Source organism: Adlercreutzia wanghongyangiae (genome assembly GCF_035989245.1).
GTDB lineage: Bacteria > Actinomycetota > Coriobacteriia > Coriobacteriales > Eggerthellaceae > Adlercreutzia > Adlercreutzia wanghongyangiae.
This window is the reverse complement of the sequence record NZ_JAYMFF010000003.1, coordinates 1-24,619: the sequence shown is the minus strand read 5'-3', so window position 1 is coordinate 24,619 and position 24,619 is coordinate 1. Positions and strand designations below refer to the sequence as shown.

Here is a 24,619-nt window from a genome sequence, read left to right as displayed (position 1 = left end):
GATGAAGGCGGCCCGCATAAGCCACCTTCTCCAAATCACATAATGCAAATGCACCCTTGCCGAAGCGGTTGCCCCTACAGGCCCATCTCGTCGAGCAGATCGGCGCGGTGGGCATTCAGGTAGTCCACCATGTACGGGATGGCGAATTCTATCTCTCCGCGGGCCCGCGACTCAACGACATTCTCCTTAATAAGACGGCTGCGATACGAGCTCAGCTCCGTCAGCCCCTTGTCGAGGCGCAGGGCCACAGCACCCACCTTGCTTGACGCCCCCTCATCTTCTGCCATGGCAAGAAGGTAGGTGAGCAACGACTCCGGAAGGTTGTGCAGGGCGGGCTCTATCACCATACGATCGAACTGACGACGAGCGGCCTCCACGCCCTGCTGGGCGTCTGGCCCCTCGAGAATGTCGGAGCCACGCTTCTGGGCAGCCTTCCACGTGTAATACCCCACAAGCTGCACCATGAACGGGTATCCGGCTGAGGCCTCCGTCATAGCCGGCAACACATCCTGCGCGACGCGCATGCCAGAGGCGGCAACGGTCTCGGCGAACGACTGCTCGATATCCTCGAACCAGAGAGGCGCCAACTCTTCGGGCATCGCCCGACGCAGAAACGTGAGCGTCTTGGCGTTCACCACCCGGTCGACCATGGAAGGCAGACCCGCGAAGACGAAGGCGATGTTCAGATCGGCGCCGATAACCTGCTGGACGGCAACGGCAAGGGCCCGTACCTCATCGAGGGAGGTGTCCTGCACCTCGTCAAGCGTGATGAGCAAACCCGCCTTATCGTCGCGAAGCCGAGCCTCCATGGTTTCGCGCAACGTAAGGGAGGCGCGCTCGATGTCCACCTCCCCCAGGCTGATGCCGAGGATGGAGGACTGGATGCGCATGGCCCCTACCTGGCTGCGCGGCGTGAGCCGATCGAGGATGCGCGCGCAGAACCCCGCGCTCGCCACTTCGTCGACGACCGTCCAGCCCCGCTGACGCGCAACGCGCCCTAGCTCGTTAAGCATCACAGTCTTGCCCATGCCGCGAGCGCCCGTCAGCCGCATCAGCCGCTCCGGAGCGCCCGGGCCGTTGTCCATGCCGTCGACGAATGCCTCGACGATGGCATCGCGACCGATGAGCTCGGGCGGCATCTTTCCCGCTGTCGGCTTGAACGGATTCATAAAACCCCACTTCATAGTACCTTTATAGCAAATTATAGCAGCAGGGTTCAGAAGCGAACCGGCTCTTGACGCCTACACCCGCGCCCGTAAAATCATCCTCAACCACGGCAAAGGCGGCACGCTCGTCGAAAGCGAGTAACGCCTAGAACTCTTCGCTCAAGTCGATGACGTCGTAGGCAATCTGGTATTCGCTTTCAACGTAGTCGAAGAAATCGCCCGGGCTTATCGCAGGCACATGACCCTGGGCAAACCCCTTTTCATCGCGGGTAAGCAGAAAGTCGGCCTTCACCTTCTCGGCGCACACGTCCACCAGACAATCTTCGAAGTCGGCCCATCGGCGACTTGTCGCCCGATGAATGTCGGCGCCATCGATGGAGCATATCTCCAGCCATTGGTAGCTTTCTTCGAAGGCGTTCTGCACGTAATCGCTGCTATAGGTCTTGTGAAGCACGTAGAACACATCGGTGAACGATTTTGCCGAGACCCAGAGCTCAACATCGCCGAATTCTCTCATGATCAGTAACTTCTGGGCGATATCACCCTCGGGCGGCCGCTGTGTATACAGGTCTATCAGCACGTTGGCGTCAAGCAAAACGCGCATAGCGCTCATCCCTTGCGGCACTCAACTGGCTGGAAAACGACTCGTCCGTGGCCGGTGGACCGACATACATAGCCTGAAGGGAACGGCGGATCTTCTCCCGCTGCTGATCGGTCAGCTCTCGCTTCGTGCCCTTCATTCCCTCGAGGGGGTCACGAGGCTTCGGCAACTCATGCTCCGATAGCACGAACTGGTAGGCAGCATTGATGAGCTGAGTGGGCGTGCAGCCTATATCACGCAAAATACCGTTGCCACGCTCCTTCAGGGCAACGGGCACGCGAGCCGAAACGATGGCGTCCATACAGGCCTCCTTCCTTTCCGCCACTATAATGTAATACCGTCGAACAAGCAAGCAGCAGTTTCAGGTTAGGCGACCTGAAACTGCGGGCCATCCAGAACCACAGGCCCCCCTTGTAGAAAGCGAGTATCGACCCGGGCGAGTCCCCGTAGGGGGCGGCTTTAGCCGCCCCGGGCCCCCGAGCATAACGACAGCTTGGCCGGGCACCCTAAAGGGCGCCCCTACGAAATGATCCTCGGAATTGCCACGCATGGAATACCCGACGATGCAACTGGGCGCAAGTGCAGCAACTCCAATGAGCTGAAACGCAAGGACGCGGCCGGCCTACGGTCGCGTCCTTAGCATGCAAGCGCGTCGGGGAGGGAGGCGACGCGCTTGATGGCACGTAGTATGTCAGCGAGTTCTTACGCGAACGACAGCTCGGAGATGACCTTGTCCTGGGCTACCGCAGAGCCAACCAGCTGACCGAAGGTCACGCAGCGGCCATGGCTCACGCCAGGGCAATGCACCGGGTAGTCGTTGCCGAAGAAGTCGCCCTGCACATTGCCGATGGCGAACAGACCCTGAATAGGCTCATCCTCGGCAGTCAGCACCTGCGAATCGGCATTCACATGCAGACCGAAGGGGATGGTCAAGGTACTGCACACGTTCTTCGTAGCGTAGAACGGAGCCGTCTTCACCGGGGCCAGGAACTGCTCCGGCACGCCGAAGTCAACATCCTCGCCAGTCTCGGCCATGCTGTTGTAGCGTTCTACCGTCGCCTTCAGGGCATCAGCAGGCACATCCAGCTGCGCAGCCAGATCTTCCAGAGTGTCGGCCTTCACCAACATGCCGTTGTCCAGCCACTTCTCCATTACGGCGTCCAGACCGTCCATGAAGCGGTCGAAGCGCTCGGGCTGCTGCTGCATGAGGTATTTCTCGTAGTCGCCGTCGAAAATCGACCAGGCGATATTGCCCGGCGTGTTCATGCGGGCATTGGTCAGCATGGGCTCGAAGGGCATCTCGGCGCCGTAGCGCTCACCGTTGGCGTTCACTGCCAACCAGCACATGATGAACGAGGTGAGGTTGAATTCCAGAGTGTCCAGCGTGAACTGATGGATCATCGGAGCGGCCGGGCTCTTGGAAATGGCCGCACCGGCCCACGAGCCCATGAGGATGCCGTCGCCGTTGTTGAAGCCGGCCGGAGCATACACGTTCGCGTCGGAACGATTGGAAATGGGACAGAACACATCCACCATCTCCTGGTTGCCGCCGATGTCGCCCGTAGCCAGGATAACGCCCTTCTTGGCGTTGTACTGCACGTGGCTACCGTCAGCCGCCGTCACAATCACACCCGTAATGCCGTCAGCCGCATTGCCCACCAACTGCTCGGCACGCGTCTCGAACACGAACTCGGCGCCGTTCTTCACGGCGGAGTCGTACACCAACTCGCCGAGCGTGACGTTCACGGGCTGCCCGTCGTCGCGCATATCGTAGGTCTCGCCACCACGCACGAACGACACCGCGTCGGGATACACACGCCACTGCTCGGGCAGCTTCGACCAATTGCCATACTTCGCCGTACCGGAAAGTGCCGGCACCATGCTTACGCCGCTGGCAGCGCCCAGGTCCTCAATATAGTCGAACACCTCGCCCGAACGGGAAGCCCACACGTAGATGAGATCGTAATTGGTAGTCTGGTGCGAGGCGTGGTGCAGATAACGCGCTGCCACACGCGGATCCAGGTCGAAGCCGTTAGCCTTATGGTAGCGGCTACCGATATGGCCCACATCCACGCCGCGGATGGAAATGCCGGTGTTGCGCTCGATGACAACGGTCTTGGCACCGTTGCGCGCCGCCGCCTCAGCGGCGTTCACGCCAGCCAGACCCGCGCCGACGACAACCACATCGTAGTCCTGCGTGGAGGCGATGTCCTCGATAGGAGCCGGAGCCACTTCCCAGCTATGGGCACCCGTGGCGGCCAGATCGCCAGCTGCCTTCTCGCTCGGCGCCGCCGGGCTGCACCCGGGCATCGCCACCGTGGCGGCCGCCGCTGCGCCCGATACCAGCGCACCTTTGAGGAAACTCCTGCGGTCGATATTCATGTTCCTTCCCCTTCCATGATAGTGAAATGCTCGCCGTGCGCCCCAGGCGCATCGGGAGGGCAACCTCCAATTGCCGTGCTCCATCATGGACCGGCGCCTCGCTGCCGCCAACGCACGAAACACCGTATTCGGGAAGATCAGCCAACCCTCGTGATATCAGGAAACCGCCTCACGTGAATCGGGTGATACGGCTGTGTACTGGTCATTCGCCAGATCGATGAACTGTTGGCGATCATGTACGCCCAGTTTCTGGTAAATATGGCGCACGTGCGTGCCCACCGTGTTCTCGGATATACACAGGCTGGTTGCCACCCACGGCTGGGTGCGGCCGGCTATCAGCAGATGGGCGATCTCCTGTTCGCGTGGCGTTAGGCCATAGGCGACGAACCACTGATCCAAGCACTGCCGGCGAGCCTCCCCTCCGCTCGCACCCGAAGAGGTGGCGACCATTCCCGACAGCACCCACATATCCTTGCTGCTCAGCAAAAGCACGGTGGCTATCATCACCAGATATCCCATGAGCGTGGTCTCTTGCAGCACGTAAGTGTGCAGGGTCTCGTCGTTGCCCACCAGAACCATGCCAGCCACCGCCCCTACCACATAGCAAATAACGGCCAGCAGCTTAATGACCGCGATAGTTTGGAGCGGACTTTCGGAACGAGTGTGGGCAATCTGGGAAAACAGCACCCACACCAGCAAATCAAATGCCGTATAGCCACTGATAATGATGGCACCCGCAACCCAGAACAACCCCGACCCGAATAAGAAGGGCATCAACATGAAACCGGCAATGATCAGTAGCAGGCCCATGCGGTACAGGATGTTTGTACGCGAGGGCGAACAGATGACCACGGAAAACAAGATCACCGCCATCGCGCCGCGTGTTAGCTGCACCACAACGCCACCCGGAGTGCCCCCGCTTGCCACCGAGGAAAACGAGACCAGGTGCTGAAGGTAGCCGAAGCTGACCAATACCAAGGCAGCCGCCAGCAGAAGCATCCGCGGAATACCCAAACGCCGGTCAATGGCCGTCAGCAGAGAAGGACCTCCGCCCACTGCCTGCTCCGACGTTTGGTAGCGACGCTCATCACCGCCGATAGAGACGAGCAGCACGCCGGACACCAGGGGCAAAAGCGCATAGAACACCATCGATGCCAGCGGTACCATGAACAGCAAGGGCAAATCGATAATCACCGCCCCCGCAAAACCACCCGAAGCATACAGCGCCGCGCTTCTCGCGCCATCGCGACAGTAAACGGCGCCCCAGCCCATCTGAAACATAGCCATGCAAACGGCGCAGCAGGCACCGCCGACAACAAGCAATGTCACCGCATGCATGGCACCCGCCGCGGCGAACAACGCCGATCCCACGGTACCCAACGCCGCTGCCATCAGCGGAGTCCGCTTCTCGCCGAGCAACTGGTTTGCCCGCGCCGGCCACGCCAGAAAAGCCGCAAACCCCACGGCGCTCACGCCGAAGAGCAGCACAACCGCCAACTCGGCCATCAGGCCTTCCTCATGGGAGCCTCGAAAGAACGCGCTCATGAACATGCCGTCGAGCCATGCCCAGAAACACGCCGAACCCGCAATGATCTTGACATCCGCCGCCCCCAACGTGGCCAGACGTCCCGCCATAATCCCCTCCTCTATCAAGAGGGGGACGATGGAATCGTCCCCCTCGGTAGTGCTATTCAGCGACAAATTGCAGAGCTGCTTACTCCTCGCCGTCCTCCATGGCGGCGTTGCTGGCCGCCTCGTCCTCGGCGCTGGTCACGCCGAAGCCGAAGGAGCCCAGGCCGCCCACGGAACCCAGCAGAGCGTCGAGCTCTTCCAGGTTGCGCTGGTAGGAGCGCGGAGGCAGGGCCTCGCCGAGCATTTCCTCGCCGTCGGTGTTGAACGTCGGCGGCTCGTCGCCACCAATGAGGATGGTGTCATCGGGCGAGAACACCATGTCGAGCAGCTGGCTCATGTCGTCGGAGGAAGCCGCCAGATCGTCCTCGATGACATGCATCAGGTCGCGCGCCTCCAGACCCTCCTTCAGCTCCTCGATGGCCTTCACGCCGATGCCCTCGATGCGCAGCAGATCCTCCTCGGTGTGACCCAGAAGGTCGGCCACGGTCTCGATGCCCGCCTCGGAGAACTTGTTCGCCCAACGCTGGGACACGCCCAGGTCGTCGTAGATGTACAGGCGAGCGTCCTCGTCGGACAGGTTGTGGCCGCGATGACCCGACAGCGCGCTGTAGTAGCCTCCGAAGGAGCCCGTGGAGTTGAAGTAGCCGTCGTTATCCAGCGACCAATCCTGGGGCTGGGGCAGCAGTTCCTCGATCTCGCGCAGGGCGTCGGGAGCGAAGTCGGGCAGCGCGTCGCCGCTGACCTGGTCCACCGGACGGCCCTTGTAGGTAAGACGCACGTCGCGGTAGCGGCGCAGGCCGGTGCCGGCAGGGATGGGCTTGCCGATGATGACGTTCTCCTTCAGGCCGGCCAGGTAGTCGGTCTTGCCCTCGATGGCGGCATCGGTGAGCACCTTGGTGGTCTCCTGGAACGAAGCGGCCGACATCCAGGAGTCGGTAGCCAGCGACGCCTTGGTGATGCCCAGCAGCAGCGGCTGGCCCACCGGCGGCTCCTTGCCCTCGGCGATCAGCTCGTTGGCCACCTTCTCAAACTCGAAGCGGTTCACCTGACGACCCGGCAGGAAGTCGGAGTCGCCGGCGTCCAGCACGGCCACCTTGCGCAGCATCTGGCGCGCGATAACCTCGATGTGCTTGTCGTTGATGTCCACGCCCTGGGACACGTACACGCCCTGGACCTGGCCCACGATGTAGCGCAGCGTGGTGTTCGGATCGGTCAGGCGCAGCAGGTCGTGGGGGTTCACCGAACCCTTGGTCAGCTGCTGGCCCACCGTGACCTCGCACCCGTCGTAGACGCCCGGCAGCAGCTGGGCGCGGGCGCTCACCACGTACTCGCGGTAGTTGCCTTCCTGGTCGTGGATGGTGATGGTCTTCGACATCTTGTCGCCGGCCACCTGCATGGTGCCCGATATCTCCGCCAGCACCGCCTGGCCCTTCGGCTTACGGGCCTCGAAGAGCTCCTGAACACGAGGCAGACCGTGGGTGATGTCCTCGCCAGCCACGCCGCCGGTGTGGAACGTACGCATCGTCAGCTGCGTGCCGGGCTCACCGATGGACTGGGCGGCGATGATGCCCACCGCCGTGCCGATGTTCACCGGACGGGCCGTGGCGAGATCCCAACCGTAGCACTTCTGGCACACGCCATGCTCGGCATGGCAGGTCATGATGGTGCGGATGACCACCTCGGCAACGCCGGCCGCGTCGATCTCGCGCAGCTGGGCCATGGAGTGCAGGTAGCTGCCGGCCTCGGCCATAATCTCGCCGGTCTCGGGGTTGGCCACCGGCTCCAGCAGGCAGCGGCCCACCAGGTTCTCGTCCACCTCGTTCTTCTCGTTGCGCACCGGGTAGCTCACGCCCTCGGTGGTACCGCAGTCGATCTCGCGGATGATAACGTCCTGGGCCACGTCCACCAGACGACGGGTCAGGTAGCCCGAGTCGGCAGTACGCAGAGCGGTGTCGGCCAGACCCTTACGGGCGCCGTGGGTGGAAATGAAGTATTCCAGTACCGACAGGCCCTCGCGGAAGTTCGCCTTAATCGGGCGGTCGATGATCTCGCCCTTCGGGTCGGACATCAGGCCGCGCATACCGGCCAGCTGACGAATCTGCTTGATGTTACCGCGGGCACCGGAGAAGGCCATCATGTAAATGGGGTTGAACTTGTCGAAGTTCTCCGCCATGGCCTCGCCGACTTCCTCGTTGGCGTCGTTCCAGATGTCGACGACCTGCTTGTGGCGCTCCTCATTCGACATGAGGCCCATCTCGTAGTCCTCGTCGATGGCGGCCACGCGCGCGTCAGCCTGAGCCAGAATCTCCGGCTTGCTGGGCGGGATAGTGGCGTCGTACACCGACACGGTTACGCCGGCGCGCGTCGCGTAGTGGAAGCCCGCGTCCTTCAGGCCGTCCAGAATCGGCGGCACCTCGGACAGATCGTAGGTGTTGGTCACGTCCTCCACCAGGCGGCTGATCTCCTTCTTGTTCATCTCGTAGTTCAAGAAGGGGTAGTCCGGCGGCAGCACATCGTTGAAGATGATGCGGCCGACCGACGTCTCGATGCGCTCGCCTTCCTTGCGATCCTCGAAGGTGTTGAAGGCCGTGGCCACCTTCATGTTGTAGGGCAGACGCACCTGAATCTTGGCCTGCAGGTCAAGATCGGCACGAGCGTCGTAGGCGTTCAGGGCGTCGTCGAGGTCGATGAACACACGACCCTCGCCCGGGAAGCCGTCGCGCACAGCGGTTAGGTAGTACAGACCGATGATCATGTCCTGGGTGGGCACGGTCAGCGGATGGCCATGGGCGGGCGACTTGATGTTGTTGGAGGACAGCATAAGCACGCGGGCCTCAGCCTGAGCCTCGGCGCCCAGCGGCACATGCACGGCCATCTGGTCGCCGTCGAAGTCGGCGTTGAAGGCGGTGCAGACCAGCGGATGCAGCTTGATAGCCTTACCCTCGACCAGCACCGGCTCGAAGGCCTGGATGCCCAGACGGTGCAGGGTTGGTGCGCGGTTCAGCAGCACGGGATGCTCGGCGATAACCTCTTCCAGCACGTCCCACACGTAGCTGGCACCACGGTCCACGGCGCGCTTGGCGGCCTTGATGTTGGCAGCGTACTCCAACTCCACCAGGCGCTTCATGACGAAGGGCTTGAACAGCTCCAGGGCCATCTGGCTCGGCAGGCCGCACTGGTGCAGCTTCAGCTGCGGGCCCACGACGATAACCGAACGGCCGGAATAGTCCACGCGCTTGCCCAGCAAGTTCTGACGGAAACGACCCTGCTTGCCCTTCAGCATGTCGCTGATGGACTTCAGCGGGCGGTTGCCCGGGCCCGTGACGGGGCGGCCGCGACGACCGTTGTCGAACAGCGAGTCCACGGCCTCCTGCAGCATGCGTTTCTCGTTGTTGATGATGATCTCGGGGGCACCGAGGTCCAGCAGGCGCTTCAGGCGGTTGTTGCGGTTGATGACGCGACGGTACAGATCATTCAGGTCCGACGTGGCGAAGCGGCCGCCGTCCAGCTGCACCATGGGACGCAGGTCGGGCGGGATAACCGGAATCACGTCCAAGATCATGCCGGAGGGCTTATTGTCCGACTTCAGGAACGCGTCCACCACCTTCAGGCGCTTCACGGCCTTGGCGCGCTTCTGGCCCTTGCCCGTGGCGATGACCTCGCGCAGCTCCTCGGAGGTAGCCTCCAGGTCCATGGCGTCCAGCAGGTCGCGCACCGACTCGGCACCCATGCCGCCGGTGAAGTAGTCGCGGTAGCAGGCGCGCATCTCGCGGTACAGGGCCTCGTCGGGGATCAGCTGCTTCGGCTCGATCTTCAGGAAGGCGTCGAAAGCGTCCTGACGCAGGGCCTTGCGCTCGTTGAACTCCTCATAGATGTCGGCGATCTCCTCTTCCACCTCTTCGGGGGTGAGGCGCTCGTCGTCATCCAGGTCGTCGACGAAGTCGTCATCCTCGGGCACGTAGTCGGTAGACAGCTTGCGGGTGGCCTCGATGAGGCGGTCGCGCTCGGCGTCCAGTTCCTCCAGGTCGGCGGCCAACTCGTCGCGCAGGTCGTCTACGTCCTCCTCGCGAGCCTCCTTGTCCACCGAGGTGATGATGGAGCTGGCGAAGTACAGCACCTTCTCCAGTTCCTTCGGCGGAATGTCCAGCAGGTAGCCCAAGCGGGACGGGCTGCCCTTGAAGTACCAGATGTGGCTCACGGGCGCGGCCAGCTCGATATGGCCCATGCGCTCGCGACGCACCTTGGAGCGGGTCACTTCCACGCCGCAGCGCTCGCAGACGATGCCCTTGAAGCGCACGCGCTTGTACTTGCCGCAGGCGCACTCCCAGTCCTTGGTGGGACCGAAGATCTTCTCGCAGTACAGGCCGTCCTTCTCGGGCTTCAGGGTGCGGTAGTTAATGGTCTCGGGCTTCTTCACCTCGCCGCGCGACCAGCTGCGCACATCCTCGGCGGAAGCAAGCGAAATACGCAGGGCGTCGAAATTGTTGACGTCGAATTCCGTCATGCTTTAAGCCTCCTCTCCGCCACCGATGAGGTCGGCGGTGTTCAAATCGAAATCGAGATCGTCCACCAAGCTGCCCACCGCGTCGGCAAGGGCGCCGATGGCATCGGCCTCTTCCTCTTCGGTCTTCTTGGCATCGGCGGCCAGGGCGTTGTACAGCGCCTGATCGCCATCCATAACGTCAATCTCATCCTCGCTGATGGACTGCATGTCGTGGCCCTTCAGCTCGATGTTCAGGCACAGCGACTTCATTTCCTTCACCAGCACCTTGAAGGACTCGGGCACCTCGGGAGCCGGGATGTTCTCGCCCTTCACGATGGCCTCGTAGCTCTTCACGCGGCCCGACGTGTCGTCGGACTTCACGGTCAGAATCTCCTGCAGCACGTTGGAGGCGCCGTAGGCGTACAGGGCCCACACCTCCATCTCGCCGAAGCGCTGGCCACCGAACTGGGCCTTGCCGCCCAGCGGCTGCTGGGTGATCAGGCTGTAGGGGCCGGTCGAGCGGGCGTGAATCTTGTCGTCCACCATGTGGCCGAGCTTCAGGATGTAGGTCTGGCCAACGGTGATGGGCTCGCGGAACTTCTCGCCGGTGCGGCCGTCGTACAGCCAGGTCTTACCGGTACGGGACAGCTGCGGCACCAGCTCGTCGCGGGCCATGTCGCCGTACTTGGCGTGGTTCATGTTGATGAGGTTGCGGTTCGCCTTCTCGATGGCGTCCGAGATCTCCTCCTCGGTGGCACCGTCGAACACGGGCGTGGCCACGTACATGGGGCCCTCCACCACCTCGTCGGTGTCCTCGGCGTCGGACCAGCCCCACTTGGCGGCCCAGCCCAGGTGGTTCTCCAAAAGCTGGCCCACGTTCATTCGGGAAGGAACGCCCAGGGGGTTCAGGATGACGTCGATGGGCGTGCCGTCGGCCAGATAGGGCATGTCCTCCACCGGCAGCACGCGGGAGATAACGCCCTTGTTGCCGTGGCGGCCCGACAGCTTGTCGCCCTGCTGCACCTTACGCTTCTGAGCCACGTAGATGCGCACCAGCTCGTTCACTCCCGGAGGCAGATCGTCGCCGGCGTCGCGCGAGCTGCGGTAGATGCCGATGACGCGGCCACCGGAACCGTGGGGCACCTTCAGCGAAGTGTCGCGCACCTCGCGGGCCTTCTCACCGAAGATGGCGCGCAGCAGGCGCTCCTCGGCGGTCAGCTCGGTCTCGCCCTTCGGGGTAACCTTGCCCACCAGCACATCGCCCGGGAACACCTCGGCGCCCACGCGGATGATGCCGTCGGCGTCCAGGTCGGAAATCATGTCCTCGGAGATGTTCGGAATCTCGCGGGTGATCTCCTCGGGGCCCAGCTTCGTGTCGCGCGCGTCGATCTCGTACTCGGAGATGTGGATGGAGGTCAGCAGGTCCTCGGACACCACGCGCTCGGACACGATGATGGCGTCCTCGTAGTTGTAGCCTTCCCAGGGCATGTAGGCGATCATCAGGTTCTGGCCCAGCGCCAGCTCGCCGCCGTCGCAGGACGGGCCGTCGGCCAGCACGTCGCCGGCCTCCACCTCGTCGCCCTTGCGCACGATGGGGCGATGGTTAATGCAACCGGACTGGTTGGAGCGCTGGAACTTCGGGATGAGGTACTCGTCGTACTCGCCGTCGTTGTTCAGGATGATGATGGTCTGGCCGTCCACATAGTCCACCACGCCGGGGCGCTGGGCCACGAGGATCTCGCCGGAGTCCACCGCGATGCGGTGCTCGATGCCGGTACCCACCAGCGGCGCCGTGGGGCGCAGCAGCGGCACGGCCTGGCGCTGCATGTTCGAGCCCATGAGGGCGCGGTTGGCGTCGTCGTGCTCGAGGAACGGAATGAGCGAGGTAGCCACGCTGGTCATCTGGCGCGGCGACACGTCCATGTAGTTCACCTGCTCGGGCGGCACGTCCATGGCCTCGCCGAACACGCCGTTGGTGTCGGTGGTACGGGCGAGCACGCGGGTGGACTTGTGGAACACGCCGTCCTCGTCGGTGTAGCCGAACTCGCGGGTTTCCAGGTCGAACAAGTCGTTGGCCTGGGCGATGGTGAAGTTCTCTTCCTCATCGGCGGTCAGGTAGTCGATCTCGTCGGTCACCTTGCCGTCGATCACGCGACGATAGGGCGTCTCGATGAAGCCGTAGGGGTTGATGCGACCGTAGGCGGCCAGCGAACCGATGAGGCCGATGTTCGGGCCTTCAGGCGTCTCGATGGGGCACATGCGGCCGTAGTGGGAGGTATGCACGTCGCGTACCTCGAAGCCGGCGCGCTCGCGGGACAGACCGCCCGGGCCCAGAGCCGACAGGCGGCGCTTGTGGGTAATACCCGCAGCGGGATTCGACTGGTCCATGAACTGCGACAGCTGGGAGCTTCCGAAGAACTCCTTGATAGCGGCCACGATGGGGCGGATGTTCACCAGGCTCTGCGGCGTGATCTCGTCGGGCTCCTGCATGGACATGCGCTCGCGCACCACGCGCTCCATGCGCGAGAGGCCGATGCGGAACTGGTTCTGAATCAGCTCGCCCACCGAGCGGATGCGGCGGTTGCCGAAGTGGTCGATGTCGTCGGTGGCGAAGCCCTCGTCGCCGTTGTGCAGACCGATGATGTAGCGCATCGTGCGGATGATGTCCTCATTGGTCAGCGTGGAGGAGTCGTTCTCCTCGGGCGTAAAGCCCAGCTTCTTGTCCATCTTGTAGCGACCGACCTTCGCCAGGTCGTAGCGCTGCGGGTTGAAGAACAGACCGTCGAGCAGGGTGCGGGCCGAGTCGATCGTCGGCGGCTCGCCGGGACGGAAGCGCTTGTACAGCTCGATGAGCGACTCTTCCTTGGTGGTGGCGGGATCGCGATCCAGCGTGCGCAGCACCATCTCGGAGCTTCCCAGCAGCTCGATGATCTCCTCGCGGGTCTCGGCGAGGCCGAGGGCGCGCACCAGAAGGGTGGCCGGCTGTTTGCGCTTGCGGTCGATGCGCACGGAAAGCAGGTCGCGCTTGTCAGTCTCGAATTCGAGCCATGCACCGCGGGAGGGGATGACCTTCGCGTTGTAGATGGTCTTGTCGGAGGTCTTGTCGCGCTCGGAGGCGAAATACACACCCGGAGAACGCACCAGCTGGGACACCACGACGCGCTCGGTGCCGTTGATGATGAAGGTGCCGCGCGGCGTCATGAGCGGGAAGTCGCCCATGAACACCTCCTGCTCCTTGATCTCACCGGTCTCGCGGTTGATGAAGCGAATCTCGACGAAGAGCGGCGCCTGATAGGTGACGTCCTTCTCCTTGCATTCATCCACCGTGTACTTGGGCTCGCCGAACTCATGCTTGCCGAACTCGACACACATGTCGCCCGTATTGTTCTCAATGGGGCACACATCGGCGAAGGCCTGCGCCAAACCTTCATTCTTGAACCAATCGAAGCTTTCCGTCTGGATGGCGATCAGATTGGGGACGTCCATAACGTCCGGAATCTTCGCAAAGCTTCGGCGATCCCTGTAAAGGCTGGTGGGAGCGGATTTTTTTTCCTGAGCCACGAGGCTGTTCCTCCTTCACGTCCATCGCAAATCTGCAAAAAGTTGCAATCCGCTAAGTTACTATGAGGGGAACGCCGAGTCAAGAAAAATTTTTACAAGCCATGGATTTTTTTTGGAAAATGCCCTTGGATCAGGCATAAGAAAGGGCGGGCTAAAGCCCGCCCCTACGAGGCTACGAGGCTCGTACCGAAACGCCCGCCAGGGCACGCGTCAAAATACGCACCCGCCCCGGAAGCAAACCGTAGGGGCGGCCTTCAGGCCGCCCGAGTCGGGGACGCCTTGAAATTTCCCGTGCCCTTAGTTGCCAGCGGCCCGCGAAGCCTCGTAGGCTTCCACGAGCTTCCGGGTCACGTCGGCCGGGGCGGCCTCGTAGCCTTCCAGCGTAAGCGTGTAGGAGCCGGAGCCGCGCGTCATACTCCGCAAGTCCTTCGTGTAGTTGATCACCTCGGCGTAGGGCGCGCGCATCTTGATGACGGTCTCGCCGGCGGCGAAGCCCGCGTCGGTGCCCACGATGCGGCCGCGGCGGGTGGAGATGTCGCCCATGATGGTGCCGGCGTACTCCTCCCCCACGGTGACCTCCATGGTAGCCCAGGGTTCCAGGATGATAGGGCCGGCCTGTTCGCAGCAGGCGCGGAAGCCGATGCGGGCCGCGGTCTTGAAGGCCATCTCGTTGGAGTCCACCGAATGATACGACCCGTCGAACACCGTGCACTTCACGTCCACCATGGGGTATCCGGCGAGGAATCCCTCTTCCATGGCCTCGCGCACGCCCTTGTCCACGGCGGGGATGAGGCCGTTCGGGATGGCGCCGCCCTTGATCTCGTCTACGAACTCGTAGCCCTCGCCGGGAATGGGGGCGATCCTCAGCCAGCAGTCGCCGAACTGGCCGGCGCCGCCGGTCTGCTTCTTGTGGCGCCCCTGGGCCTCGGCCTGCTTGGTGATGGTCTCGCGGTAGGGAATGCGCACGGGCACGAGCTTCGCCTCAACGCCCGACTGCTCCTTCAGGCGGTTCAGCAGCATCTCCACCTGGGCCTCGCCCATGGCGTGGATGATGGTCTGGTGCGTGTCCTCGTCGCGGGTGATGCGGATGGTGGGATCAGCCTCGGCTGCGCGGGCGAGGAAGGTGCCGAGCTTGTCCTCCTCCTTCTTCGACACGGCCTCGATGGCCACGGGGTACAAAGGCTCGGGCAAAGGCAGCGGCTCGATGGCGATGGTGCCCTCGCAAGACAGCGTGTCGCCGGCGCGCACGTCGGTAAGCTTCGGCACCACCACGATATCGCCGGCCTTGGCGCTCTTCACGTCCACGGCCTCCTTGCCCATCATCACCTGGATCTTTCCCAGGCGCTCCTTCTTGCCGGTGCGCCCGCAGACAAGCTCGAGGCCCGGCTCCAGGTATCCGGAGATGACCTTCAGGAAGGTGAGGCGTCCCACGAACGGGTCGGACACCGTCTTGAAGGCGAAGGCGCAGGGGGGCTTGGTCTCGTCGATGCGCACGGTCACATCGTCGGCCATGCGGAAGCGGCCGTGGCTCTTCGGGTGCGGGAAGTAGGTGCAGATGTCCTCCATGAGGCCCTGCACGCCCTGCATGATGATGGTGCTTCCCACGAACACGGGGATGATGAGCTCCTGGGCAATGGCCGCGTCAAGCAGGTTTTCCAGCTCCTCCTGGGTGAGCTGCTCTTCGCCGTCGAGGTACTTCATCATGAGCTCGTCGTCGGCCTCGGCCACCAAATCGCACAGCTTGTCGCGGGCGATGCGGGCCTCCTCCTGGTACTTCTCGGGCAGCGTGTCCACGTCCTCCACACGCTCGGCGGTGCCGCCGGGCTCGAAGTAACGGGCCTTCATGCGGATGATGTCAATGACGCCCGCGAAGTCGGCGCCCTGGCCGATGGGAATGGTCACCGCGCCCAGACGGCCGCCGAAGCGAGCATGCAGAAGCGCCATGGCGGCGTCGAAGTTCGCGCCCTCGCGGTCGATGTGGTTGACGTACACGGCGCGCGACAGGCGCATGTCCTCGGCCTCGCGCCACAGCTTCGTGGTCATAACCCCCGGGCCGTCGGCGGCGTCCACCACGAACAGGGCCATTTCCGCAGCCTGCATGGTGGCCAGGGTGTCGCCGATGAAGTCGGGGTGGCCCGAGGTGTCCAGCACGTTGATCTTGTAGTCCTTGTAGGGAATGGGCGCGATGGACGTGGAGATGGTGAACTTGCGCTTGATCTCCTCGGGGTCGTAGTCGAGATACGATTTCCCGTCGTGGGTCGTGCCCATGCGCGGCGTCTTGCCGGAGACGAAGAGCATGGCCTCGGCCAACGAGGTCTTGCCGGCGCCGTCCTGTCCCACCAGGACGATATTTCTGACGTGTTCGGGAGCCGGAGCTGCCATGGGCGACCACCTGCCTTCCTGTTCGAGGGCACCCGCACCCTTTGCGCGGGACTTCCCTGATCGCGGGGCCATCATTGGCTCGCGCGACGAAGCGGCACCGTTGCGCGGGCGGCGGGGCTTACTGACACAGTGACAGCGAGCGGTCGCTTCCAGCCGGCGAACGGCATTTAGATCATGGGTTCATCTTAGCAAAAGGCAGCGGCACCGCGGTCCACAGCGCCCGGTTATTTTGCGCGGCTTCACCGTTCCCGAAATCGCTTACGGCGCCCATCCGGCGTCTCGCGCTCGCCCTACGCCCGACGTCTCGCGCTCGCCCTACGCCCGGCGTCTCGCGCTCGCCCCCCCCAAGCCCGCCTTCCCCACGGGCCCGTCTCCAGAGTCCTGCCGCCCCCCGCCTCCAGCGTTCCACGGCCCCCGCTTCCAGCGTTCCACGGTCCCCCATGCCCAGCGCCCCACTTTCCGCCAAGATTTGGCGGTTTGGTACCCCAAAATTGGCAAGTTTGGTACCGCTCTTCCGTAAAACCCCAGTTCAGAATTTCCTCATGAGGGCCGGCCGGGTACCAAACCCGCGAATTCTGGCGACAGGCACCTCCGGGCTCGGCAGAAACCGAGGGTTTGGTACCGAAAACGGGAGAGCCTGACACCACGGGAGCCTGATACCACAGGAGGATGAGCTGGTACCGCAGGGAGAACGCCCGCCGCCCGTAAGACAATCGGAGAGAGGGAATCGGAACCTCTGACTACGCGGCGGCTTTTTCACGGCGCTTCTTTCGACTGCCGCACGACAGATCGACGAACTCCTCCCGAAAGCGCGACGGCGGATCGACGAACTCTTCCCGAAAGCGGAACGACACTCCCGAGACGTTTCTGCGGTTGTGATCTTCTATGCTGGAAAGAATCACCCTCTGTTCAGTTTCGTCCCAAGGAGCCCCATGAGCAAGATCGCCCTCTTCGGCCCCACTGCCCTCGAATTATTCGGACATACTGTGCACGCTCCGCTCCAGAGAAGAGCCATCACCTCTGAACGAGCAGCCGAATTCACGCCGAGCAAACGGGTTCTCGACCACGTCCACAGCACATTCCCCTTTCTCTCGCGACCGGCTCATATAACGGTGTTCGATCGAAAGCATCGGAGACAGAAATATGCGCGCTGCCACCTGGGAACGCCCGCTTTGCTCAACTTCGATTTTCTTCACGTGGGCGACGGCATTCTTGCGCCACCGCCCGAAGTGGCCCTCGTCCAGGCAATGCGCGGACGTTCCGTAATTCAAGCTGCCGCCCAGGGCAGTGCGTTATGTGCGTCCTATTCCCTCCATGCCGACAGCCCAACCATCATCCAGCGCGAGCCCATCGCCACCCGCGCATCCCTTGAGATGGTCACTCGAAGCTGTTCGTCTATCCCAGGATGCAAGACCGTTCGCAACGCTTTACCATGGATATTGCCTCACGCCGCATCACCACGCGAGATAGCGCTCGGACTCGTATTGTTTCTACCTGTACGGCTAGGCGGCTACGGCTTGCCTCGTCCCACCCTGAACTTTCCCATCCCCACCGGCAAACACCCTGGCAACTTAGCCGACCGGAGATACTATGTTGCCGACCTCTGCTGGCCCCACGCGCATCTGATCGTGGAATATGACAGCGATGCATTTCACCTAACTTCCGATCAGCACTATCACGACATCGTTAAGCGCACCACATTAGAGTCTATGGGATATCACGTCATTACCGTTTCACGGCGGCAGCTTAACGATCCCTCCGAAATGGACAAAGTCGCGGCATGCATTGCCAAAGCGCTGCAAAAGGAATGGCGCTTCCGCGTTCGCGACTTCCCCACCCGGCAGACTCAACTCTGGACAATCCTAGGTCTTGCCCCCAACCGCTGAAAGTTCGTCGGCTTCTGCCTCTCGTCCCACCCGCCCCTTCCCCGCCGTTCCACTCCCGTCTCCTTACCCGCCCCCTTGCCCGTCCCCGCTCGCGCCCGTGCTCCCCATCTTGCCATGCCCCATCGTCCAGTCCCCTGCTTTCAGCCCCCCCGACACTGGCAGGATTTGGCGGTTTGGTACCCCAAAATTGGCAAGTTTGGTACCGCTCTTCCGTAAAACCCCAGTTCAGAATTATCCCATGGGAGCCGGCCGGGTACCAAACCCGCGAATTCTGGCGACAGGGACTTCCAGGTGCAGCCTCGGGCATGCCACGTAGGGAAGGGGAGGGGAGGGCCCTTGCCTGCCCAGGATCAGCTCGCACTCCAGACGGGCTGAAGTCCCCCAGGGAGGCGCCGCTCGCGAACACGCGTGAGCGGCCTCGGATATGCGAGCACGGGCGCGGCCTCGGGTGCGGCCTCGGGCGCGGCCCTAGGGAAGGGGCTCTGCTCCTTCCGCTCGTTCAATGCCAGGTCGACAAGGGCAGAGCCCTCGTCCTCTACGCAGGATCGGTTCGTATCTGGGGCGGGATGTGGCCTAGAGCGTTACAGCTCGCCAATGATGCGGGCGGTGCGGGCGGTGCACTCGGCCTTGGTGCGCTCCACGTCGATGGTGGGCCACGCGCCGTCGCGGTAGACCACCTGGCCGTCGCACATCGTGAGCACCACGTCGGCGCCATCGCCGGCGTACACGATGTTGTACACCGGATCGGGTGCGGGGCACCACGAGGGGCCCGTGGTATCCAGCACGCACACATCGGCTCGCGCGCCCTCGGCGATGAGCCCGCAGTCGTCGCGGCCCTGGGAGAGCGCGCCCACCCGCGTGGCCGCGGCCAGCGCCTGCTGGGGCGTGACCGCTGTGGGATCCAGGATCGCCCCCTTGTAGATAAGCGCCTGCAGATACATGTCGTGGAACAGGTTGTGGTTGTTGTTCGACGCCATGCCGTCGGAGCCCAGGCACACGGGAATGCCGCGGCGCATCATGTCCGGAACGGGCGCGAACCCGCTGCCGAGCTTCATGTTGGAGGCCGGGTTGTTGGCCACGAACACGCCGTGGGACTCGAGGATATCCAGGTCGTTCTCGCTGAGCCACACGCAGTGGGCGGCGGTCACCGGCACGTCGAACAGGCCCAGGCCGTCGAAGTACTCCACGGGCGAGAGGCCCCCGTGGCGCTCACGGCACTCGCGCACCTCCTTCTCGGTCTCGGACAGATGAATGTGCAGCCGCAGGTCGGTGCCGCGCACGATATCCAGAATATCGCGGCAGACCGTCTCGGTGGACAGGTACTCTGAGTGGATGTTGTAGTCGATGCGGATGCGGCCCTCCCCCGCTCCGTGCCAATCGCGCACGAGCGCCTCCATCTGGGCGCAGATGGGGTATTCCGCATAGGGCTTCTCCTCGAAGGCCACGAGCCCCTCGCACATGTTCGCCTTCATGCCCGCCTCCAGCACCGCGCGGCAGCGCTCCTCGGAGGCGTAGTACATGTCCGAGAAGCTGACCACGCCGAAGCGCGCCATCTCGGCGCAGGCGAGCACCGTGCCCCAGTAGCAATCCTCGGCCGTCATCTTGTCCTCGAAGGGAAAGCACTTTTCCTCCAGCCAGCGCTGCAACGGCAGGTTCTCCGCATAGCCGCGCAAAAGCGTCATGGGGGCGTGGGCGTGGGCGTTGTAGAGCGCTGGCATCAGCAGCTTGCCCGCGCCGTCGTACACCTCACCGAACGCAGCCGCCGCATCGGGCGCAGGCGCCTTATCGCCCACATACGCGATACGGCCGTCGCGCACGCCCACCCACTGGTGATGGCGCACGACGCAGTGCTCGTCCAGAATATCGATGTCGGTGAAGAGCATGGGAAGCCTTTCTCTGCGAACCCGTCAACTCGAAATGCAATGGCGCGGGCGGAAATGCCATACCGATAAAAAGAACCGGAGGTGCGCCCTCCGGTTCCCGCAAGGGGCGCCGCAAAACGCCCCTCCTCAACGCTCATACCGGCTTAGATGTCGGCCAGGGTGAAGTCCTTCTCGCCGTTGAACACAGCCAGGGCGTCGGCCACCGTCCAGTCGGCCAGGGTGATGGCGGAGATGGCCTTGGTCAGGCGCACCGCCTCGTCCAGCGAGCGCTGGTGGATATTGCGGCCCGTGGCGTTGCCGCAAGCGCCGCCCACATGAATCTGGTCGTACAGCTGGGTGAGGAAGGTCTCGGCGTCAACCGTCGAGCCGCCCGCGCACACCAGGCCGCAGCGACCGGCAGCGGTAGAGGCGATCTTCAGGGCCTCGGCGGGGGTGCGGCCGTCCTCGGGCTTCGGCGGGTTCACCTTCACGAAGTCGGCACCCAGGCACAGGGCCACGCCAGCAGCGCCGGCGATGAGGTCCGGATCCTTCTCGGCGGTCACGGCCTTGCCGCGGGGGTAGATCCACAGCACCACGATGAGGCCGTTGGCATGGGCCTGGGCGATCAGCTCGCCGGCCTCGGCCATCATGGTGGCCTCGTACTCGGAGCCGAGGTAGATGGTGTAGCCGAGGCCCACCACGTTCACGCCGGCCTCCTTCATGGCCAGCACGGCATCCAGATCGTACAGCTGCGGAGAATAGGGATCCTCCTGCTTGGTGCCCACGATGTTGGTCTTGGAGTTCATCTTCACCAGGTAGTTGATCTCCGGGTAGTCGGCGGCATACTGGGCCACCAGACCGCGCTGACCGGCGAGCACGCCGCAGACGCCCTCGTTGCCGATCTTGAACAGGTGCTCCGGGTCGAGGTCGGCGATGTCGATGCCCTCGCCGTAGAAGTCCGCGTTCAAGTGCTCGATCTTCTGATCGCAGGCGAACAGCATGAGACGGCCGGTCTCGCGCGTGGCCTTCATGTAGTTGGAAATGTACTCGTCACGCATATCGGGCATGACGTCGGCGGGAACGCGCACCTGATCACGGGTGATCTTCGGCATGGGTATCCTCCTTGAAACTCGTTTCAATAACGGCGACTATTGTACAGAACCAAAGCCTGACCGCCCATTCTTTCACAAAGAAAGTGGCGACGGACCCGCAAGGGGATCTGGCGCCCTTACCCCTCCACGTAGGATTCCACTAAATCGATCAGTTCTTGCTGCTTGTGTACGCCCAACTTATGGTAGACGTTTTCCATGTGGGTCTGAGCCGTGCCCTTCGCAATACCAAGGTCGCGCACCACAATGGCCAGCGTACGGCCGCGAGCCAGCAGAAACAGCACCTCGCCTTCACGAGGCGTCAGGCGATACTCCTCGGCCACCGCCATGCAAGCCGCCTCCAACGGATGCCGCCCCGCCACAGTAGCCACTTCGGCCGCCGCGTCCTCATCGGCGGGGCGCTGCTCGCCTCGATCAAAAATGCGAATGCCCGCAAGTTGGGCGAACGTGCCTTCAGGAATCACAAGAAAAGCCGTTATCACCAAGGTCATCACGCAGGCCACTCCCACCGACGGCAGCTCCCAGGCCCCTGAAGCCAATCCCGCCGATACTGCCACACCCGCCAGCCGCCCCACGCCCATGCCCAGCATCGTTGCGGCAGTGCCCAGGCCGAACACCGTCAGCGGGGCCCAGCGCACCCGCTGATTTTGGGCAAGCACCACCAGCAATATCCAGGTCAGCGTATCGAACAGCTCATAGCCCATGCCGATCAGCAAAATGGACAGATACCAGTGATGTGCGAAAAACAACGCAATGACCGTCATGCCCGCAGCCATAAGCGGCAACGCCACGCGGTAGCCGATGAGAGGATTGAACGTGCGTCCTGCCACCACAACGAAACCGAGAAAACCAACGCCTGTAACCACTAAGGCAAACAGCGAGCTGCCCCCGATAACGGCTAGCGGATCGACCATATCCCCCGCTGGCAAGCCGTCGAAGAAACGGCAAAGGAAGCTGAACACCCCTATGCTGATCAGCAGACGGACAATCGTACTCAGAGGCAGTGCCGACTCATCAGCCGCCTCAGCGGGTACTTCCGCTTTTGTTGCTTCACTCCCAGACCCCGAGCCCTCGGAAGCCACGAGCAGCAGCAGGAACGACGCCAGGGGGAACACGCAGAACACCAGCAACTCGCCCCCGGCCAAAACCACTGCCACCATGACAGCCGTGACCACCGCCGTCGCCGGATAGCAATACAGGCAGAACAGCTGGCTGCGGCGGGCAAACGCCGCACCCCACAGCATCTGCAAACAGCCCGAAGCCATGCCTCCCAGCACCATGAAAAGACCCAGCAGCCAAGGGTGCTGCAGAGAGGCGACCACTGGCGTCACCGCCGAGAACAGCGCAGCGAGCACACCCACCGCTGTTTTGAATCCCCCATCAAAGGCAACTCTGTCGGCAGCGCGCGTAGCCACCAGGGCCGCCACCAAGGCCGTCATTCCACCGGGCAGCAGGAACAGCCAATCACTCGACTCAAGCTCCGCCAGCGCAAACGGCGCCGACAAGCACAGGATGATCCACACGCGACAGAGCGCCAACCCGAAAAGCACCACGCAAAAGTCGAGCACCGACGCCCGATTGTCCAAACCCAGTCGCCTCCCCAGCGACACATCATCCATAGCGCCCCCTTCGCCACATCCCATCCCATTCAATTCTTTTCAGTAACCCACATCAGGGCTTTTCTGCCATCGGATGGAACATCCTAAAAAGGGTGAACCGACCTGTTCCATCCTATTTTCTGCAAAAATCGCCAGAATCCAGGAGCCCATCGGAGGGCAATGCGAGCGCAGCCGACTAAGGTAGAAGCGCCGCAGCGGAGGAACCATCCCAAAACGGCCATCGCGCGGCCCGACCGACATAAACCATGCCGGCCCGAACCAATCAGGAGGAGGAAACCATGAATACCAACGAAGCCCTGTCGCGTCGCTCGTTCCTGAAGGGCGCCGCCCTTGCCGGCGCAGCAGCCGCCGGTGCCGCATCGCTCGCTGGATGCGCAACCGCCGATGAGTCGTTGTCAAGCACCGGCGGCGACTGGATGCCCGCGCAGTGGGACTACGAATGCGACGTACTCGTTATTGGATACGGCGGAGCAGGCATGTGGTCCAGCCTCATCGCCGCCGATGAGGGCGGCGCGGAAGTGCTGGTTCTGGAAAAGGCGCCCATCGAAGGAGGCGGCAACAGCCGTATCAACAATGGCGAGTGGACGGTCATCGCCGATCCCGAGCGCTTCAAAGCTTACTGCAAGTCGTTCAGCCACGGCCTCATGGAAGACGAGATGATCGACGCCTATGTTGCCGAAGCAACGCGCCACACCGAGTACGCTGACAAGTACGGCATGAGCTACGAGGTGGCCGAGCAGGCGCTCGCCGGCACCATCCCCGAATACTATTTCCTGGATAACGATGCTTACGGCGGCTGCATCCAAATTTCCTCGGTCGACGGGTTCGGCATGCAAACCTTCCGCGAACTGGATGCGGCGCGCCAGGAGCTCGGCATCGAAGTGCTGTTCGACTGCCACGACGAGCATCTCATCCAGAACCCGGCCACGAAGGAAATCGTCGGCTGCACCACGATGATCGGCGATGAAGAGAAAACGGTGAAGGCGCGCAAGGGCGTCATTCTCACCACGGGCGGTTTCGAGTTCAACGACGATTTGCAGCGTGAGTACCTGAAGTGCTATCCCTGGCACTTCGAGGGCTGGCGCTACAACACCGGCGACGGCATCCGCATGGTCGAAGAGGTGGGCGCGAAGCTGTGGCACATGTCGATGGTCATCTCTATGTCCTCCATGTACACCCGCGACCCCGAAAACAACTTCGGCGTCGACGCCTTCCTGCCCACCAACTCGTTCTTCCACGTGAACCGCTTGGGCAAGCGCTATGTGAACGAGGTGAACAACGGCGAGACTCCGCATAACGGATGGCACGTATACACCCAGTTCAACGATGAAATCGACGATTACGATCGCATTCCTACCTGGGTAGTATTCGACCACACCAACTTCACGAGCGGCAAGATTGGCGTCAGCCAGGGCGATTTCTTCGAGTGCGGCAACATGACCTCGGAGCTGCCCGACGAGCTGCGCGACTGGGACGGCTGGAGCGAGGACAACATGGCCGAACTCGAGCGTGGCTGGATCACCAAGGCCGACACCATCGAGGAGCTGGCCGCGAAAATGGCCGAGTGGGATCCGTGGATGAGCGCCGAAACCCTGCGCGCCACCTTCGACGAGTACCAGGCCATCTGCGATGCCGGCGTCGACCCGAAATTCGACCGCAACCCCGAAACGCTGCAGAAGCTGGACGGCGGCCCTTACTATTGCTACACCCTGTATCCCGGTTCGTGTTCCACGCTGGGCGGTCCGAAGAAGAACACCAACGCCCAGGTGCTCGACACCCGCGGCGAAGTGATTCCGCGCCTATACGCCGCCGGCAGCTTTGGCAACTTCCAAGCCCATAGCTACGGCATCACCGGCGGCAACAACTCCGAGAACATGACCTGGGGCCGCATCGCTGGACGCCATGCCTCCTCCCTTGACAACTGGGACGGCGCCGA

14 protein-coding genes are annotated in these 24,619 nt (G+C 62.9%); 2 read left to right on the top strand and 12 right to left on the bottom strand.

What is annotated here, in order from left to right; translation table 11 throughout:
• Positions 1-74: 74 nt before the first annotated feature.
• The 9 genes from VIN30_RS02780 to VIN30_RS02740 form a co-directional block, all read right to left on the bottom strand.
• Entirely contained in the window at positions 75-1,169 is a 1,095-nt protein-coding gene (locus VIN30_RS02780; protein ID WP_338209108.1) for an ATP-binding protein, read from the bottom strand.
• 142 nt (positions 1,170-1,311) lie between these two features.
• Entirely contained in the window at positions 1,312-1,770 is a 459-nt protein-coding gene (locus VIN30_RS02775; protein WP_338209105.1) for a PIN domain-containing protein, read from the bottom strand.
• Positions 1,754-2,068, bottom strand: coding sequence for a hypothetical protein (locus VIN30_RS02770; protein WP_326424039.1), 315 nt, complete (start codon positions 2,066-2,068; stop codon positions 1,754-1,756). The genes VIN30_RS02775 and VIN30_RS02770 overlap by 17 nt, the downstream gene beginning before the upstream one ends.
• A gap of 401 nt (positions 2,069-2,469) precedes the next feature.
• Entirely contained in the window at positions 2,470-4,149 is a 1,680-nt protein-coding gene (locus VIN30_RS02765; protein WP_326424040.1) for an FAD-dependent oxidoreductase, read from the bottom strand.
• A gap of 156 nt (positions 4,150-4,305) precedes the next feature.
• Positions 4,306-5,784 carry a helix-turn-helix domain-containing protein gene (locus VIN30_RS02760; RefSeq protein WP_338209102.1) on the bottom strand — a complete coding sequence of 493 codons (1,479 nt, stop codon included), beginning with the start codon at positions 5,782-5,784 and terminating at the stop codon, positions 4,306-4,308.
• A 79-nt stretch (positions 5,785-5,863) separates the two neighbouring features.
• A complete protein-coding gene (locus VIN30_RS02755; protein WP_326424042.1) occupies positions 5,864-10,285 on the bottom strand; it encodes a DNA-directed RNA polymerase subunit beta' in 4,422 nt (1,473 codons plus the stop codon).
• A gap of 3 nt (positions 10,286-10,288) precedes the next feature.
• Positions 10,289-13,750: a DNA-directed RNA polymerase subunit beta gene (rpoB, locus tag VIN30_RS02750; RefSeq protein WP_420915312.1), complete on the bottom strand. Its 3,462-nt coding sequence runs from the start codon at positions 13,748-13,750 to the stop codon at positions 10,289-10,291.
• 372 nt (positions 13,751-14,122) lie between these two features.
• Complete coding sequence (gene fusA, locus VIN30_RS02745) at positions 14,123-16,207, bottom strand: elongation factor G (protein ID WP_338209097.1); 2,085 nt, start codon at positions 16,205-16,207, stop codon at positions 14,123-14,125.
• 740 nt (positions 16,208-16,947) lie between these two features.
• On the bottom strand, positions 16,948-17,109 hold the full coding sequence (locus VIN30_RS02740) for a hypothetical protein (protein WP_338209095.1): 162 nt from the start codon (positions 17,107-17,109) through the stop codon (positions 16,948-16,950).
• Between the two features lie 30 nt (positions 17,110-17,139).
• On the opposite strand from VIN30_RS02740, the gene VIN30_RS02735 reads away from it, so the two are divergent.
• Positions 17,140-18,093 (top strand): DUF559 domain-containing protein, encoded by a 954-nt coding sequence (locus tag VIN30_RS02735; RefSeq protein WP_338209093.1) that lies wholly within the window; start codon positions 17,140-17,142, stop codon positions 18,091-18,093.
• Positions 18,094-18,674: 581 nt separating this feature from the next.
• Here the strand turns inward: VIN30_RS02735 and VIN30_RS02730 are convergent.
• The 3 genes from VIN30_RS02730 to VIN30_RS02720 form a co-directional block, all read right to left on the bottom strand.
• A complete protein-coding gene (locus VIN30_RS02730) occupies positions 18,675-19,976 on the bottom strand; it encodes an amidohydrolase (RefSeq protein WP_338209091.1) in 1,302 nt (433 codons plus the stop codon).
• 143 nt (positions 19,977-20,119) lie between these two features.
• Positions 20,120-21,067, bottom strand: a complete 948-nt coding sequence (locus VIN30_RS02725; protein WP_326424046.1) for a beta/alpha barrel domain-containing protein — start codon at positions 21,065-21,067, stop codon at positions 20,120-20,122.
• Between the two features lie 116 nt (positions 21,068-21,183).
• Entirely contained in the window at positions 21,184-22,683 is a 1,500-nt protein-coding gene (locus tag VIN30_RS02720; protein ID WP_338209089.1) for a helix-turn-helix transcriptional regulator, read from the bottom strand.
• A 278-nt stretch (positions 22,684-22,961) separates the two neighbouring features.
• Between VIN30_RS02720 and VIN30_RS02715 the strand changes: the two genes are divergently transcribed.
• On the top strand, positions 22,962-24,619 hold a 1,658-nt coding region (locus VIN30_RS02715; protein WP_338209087.1), incomplete at its 3' end, for an FAD-dependent oxidoreductase.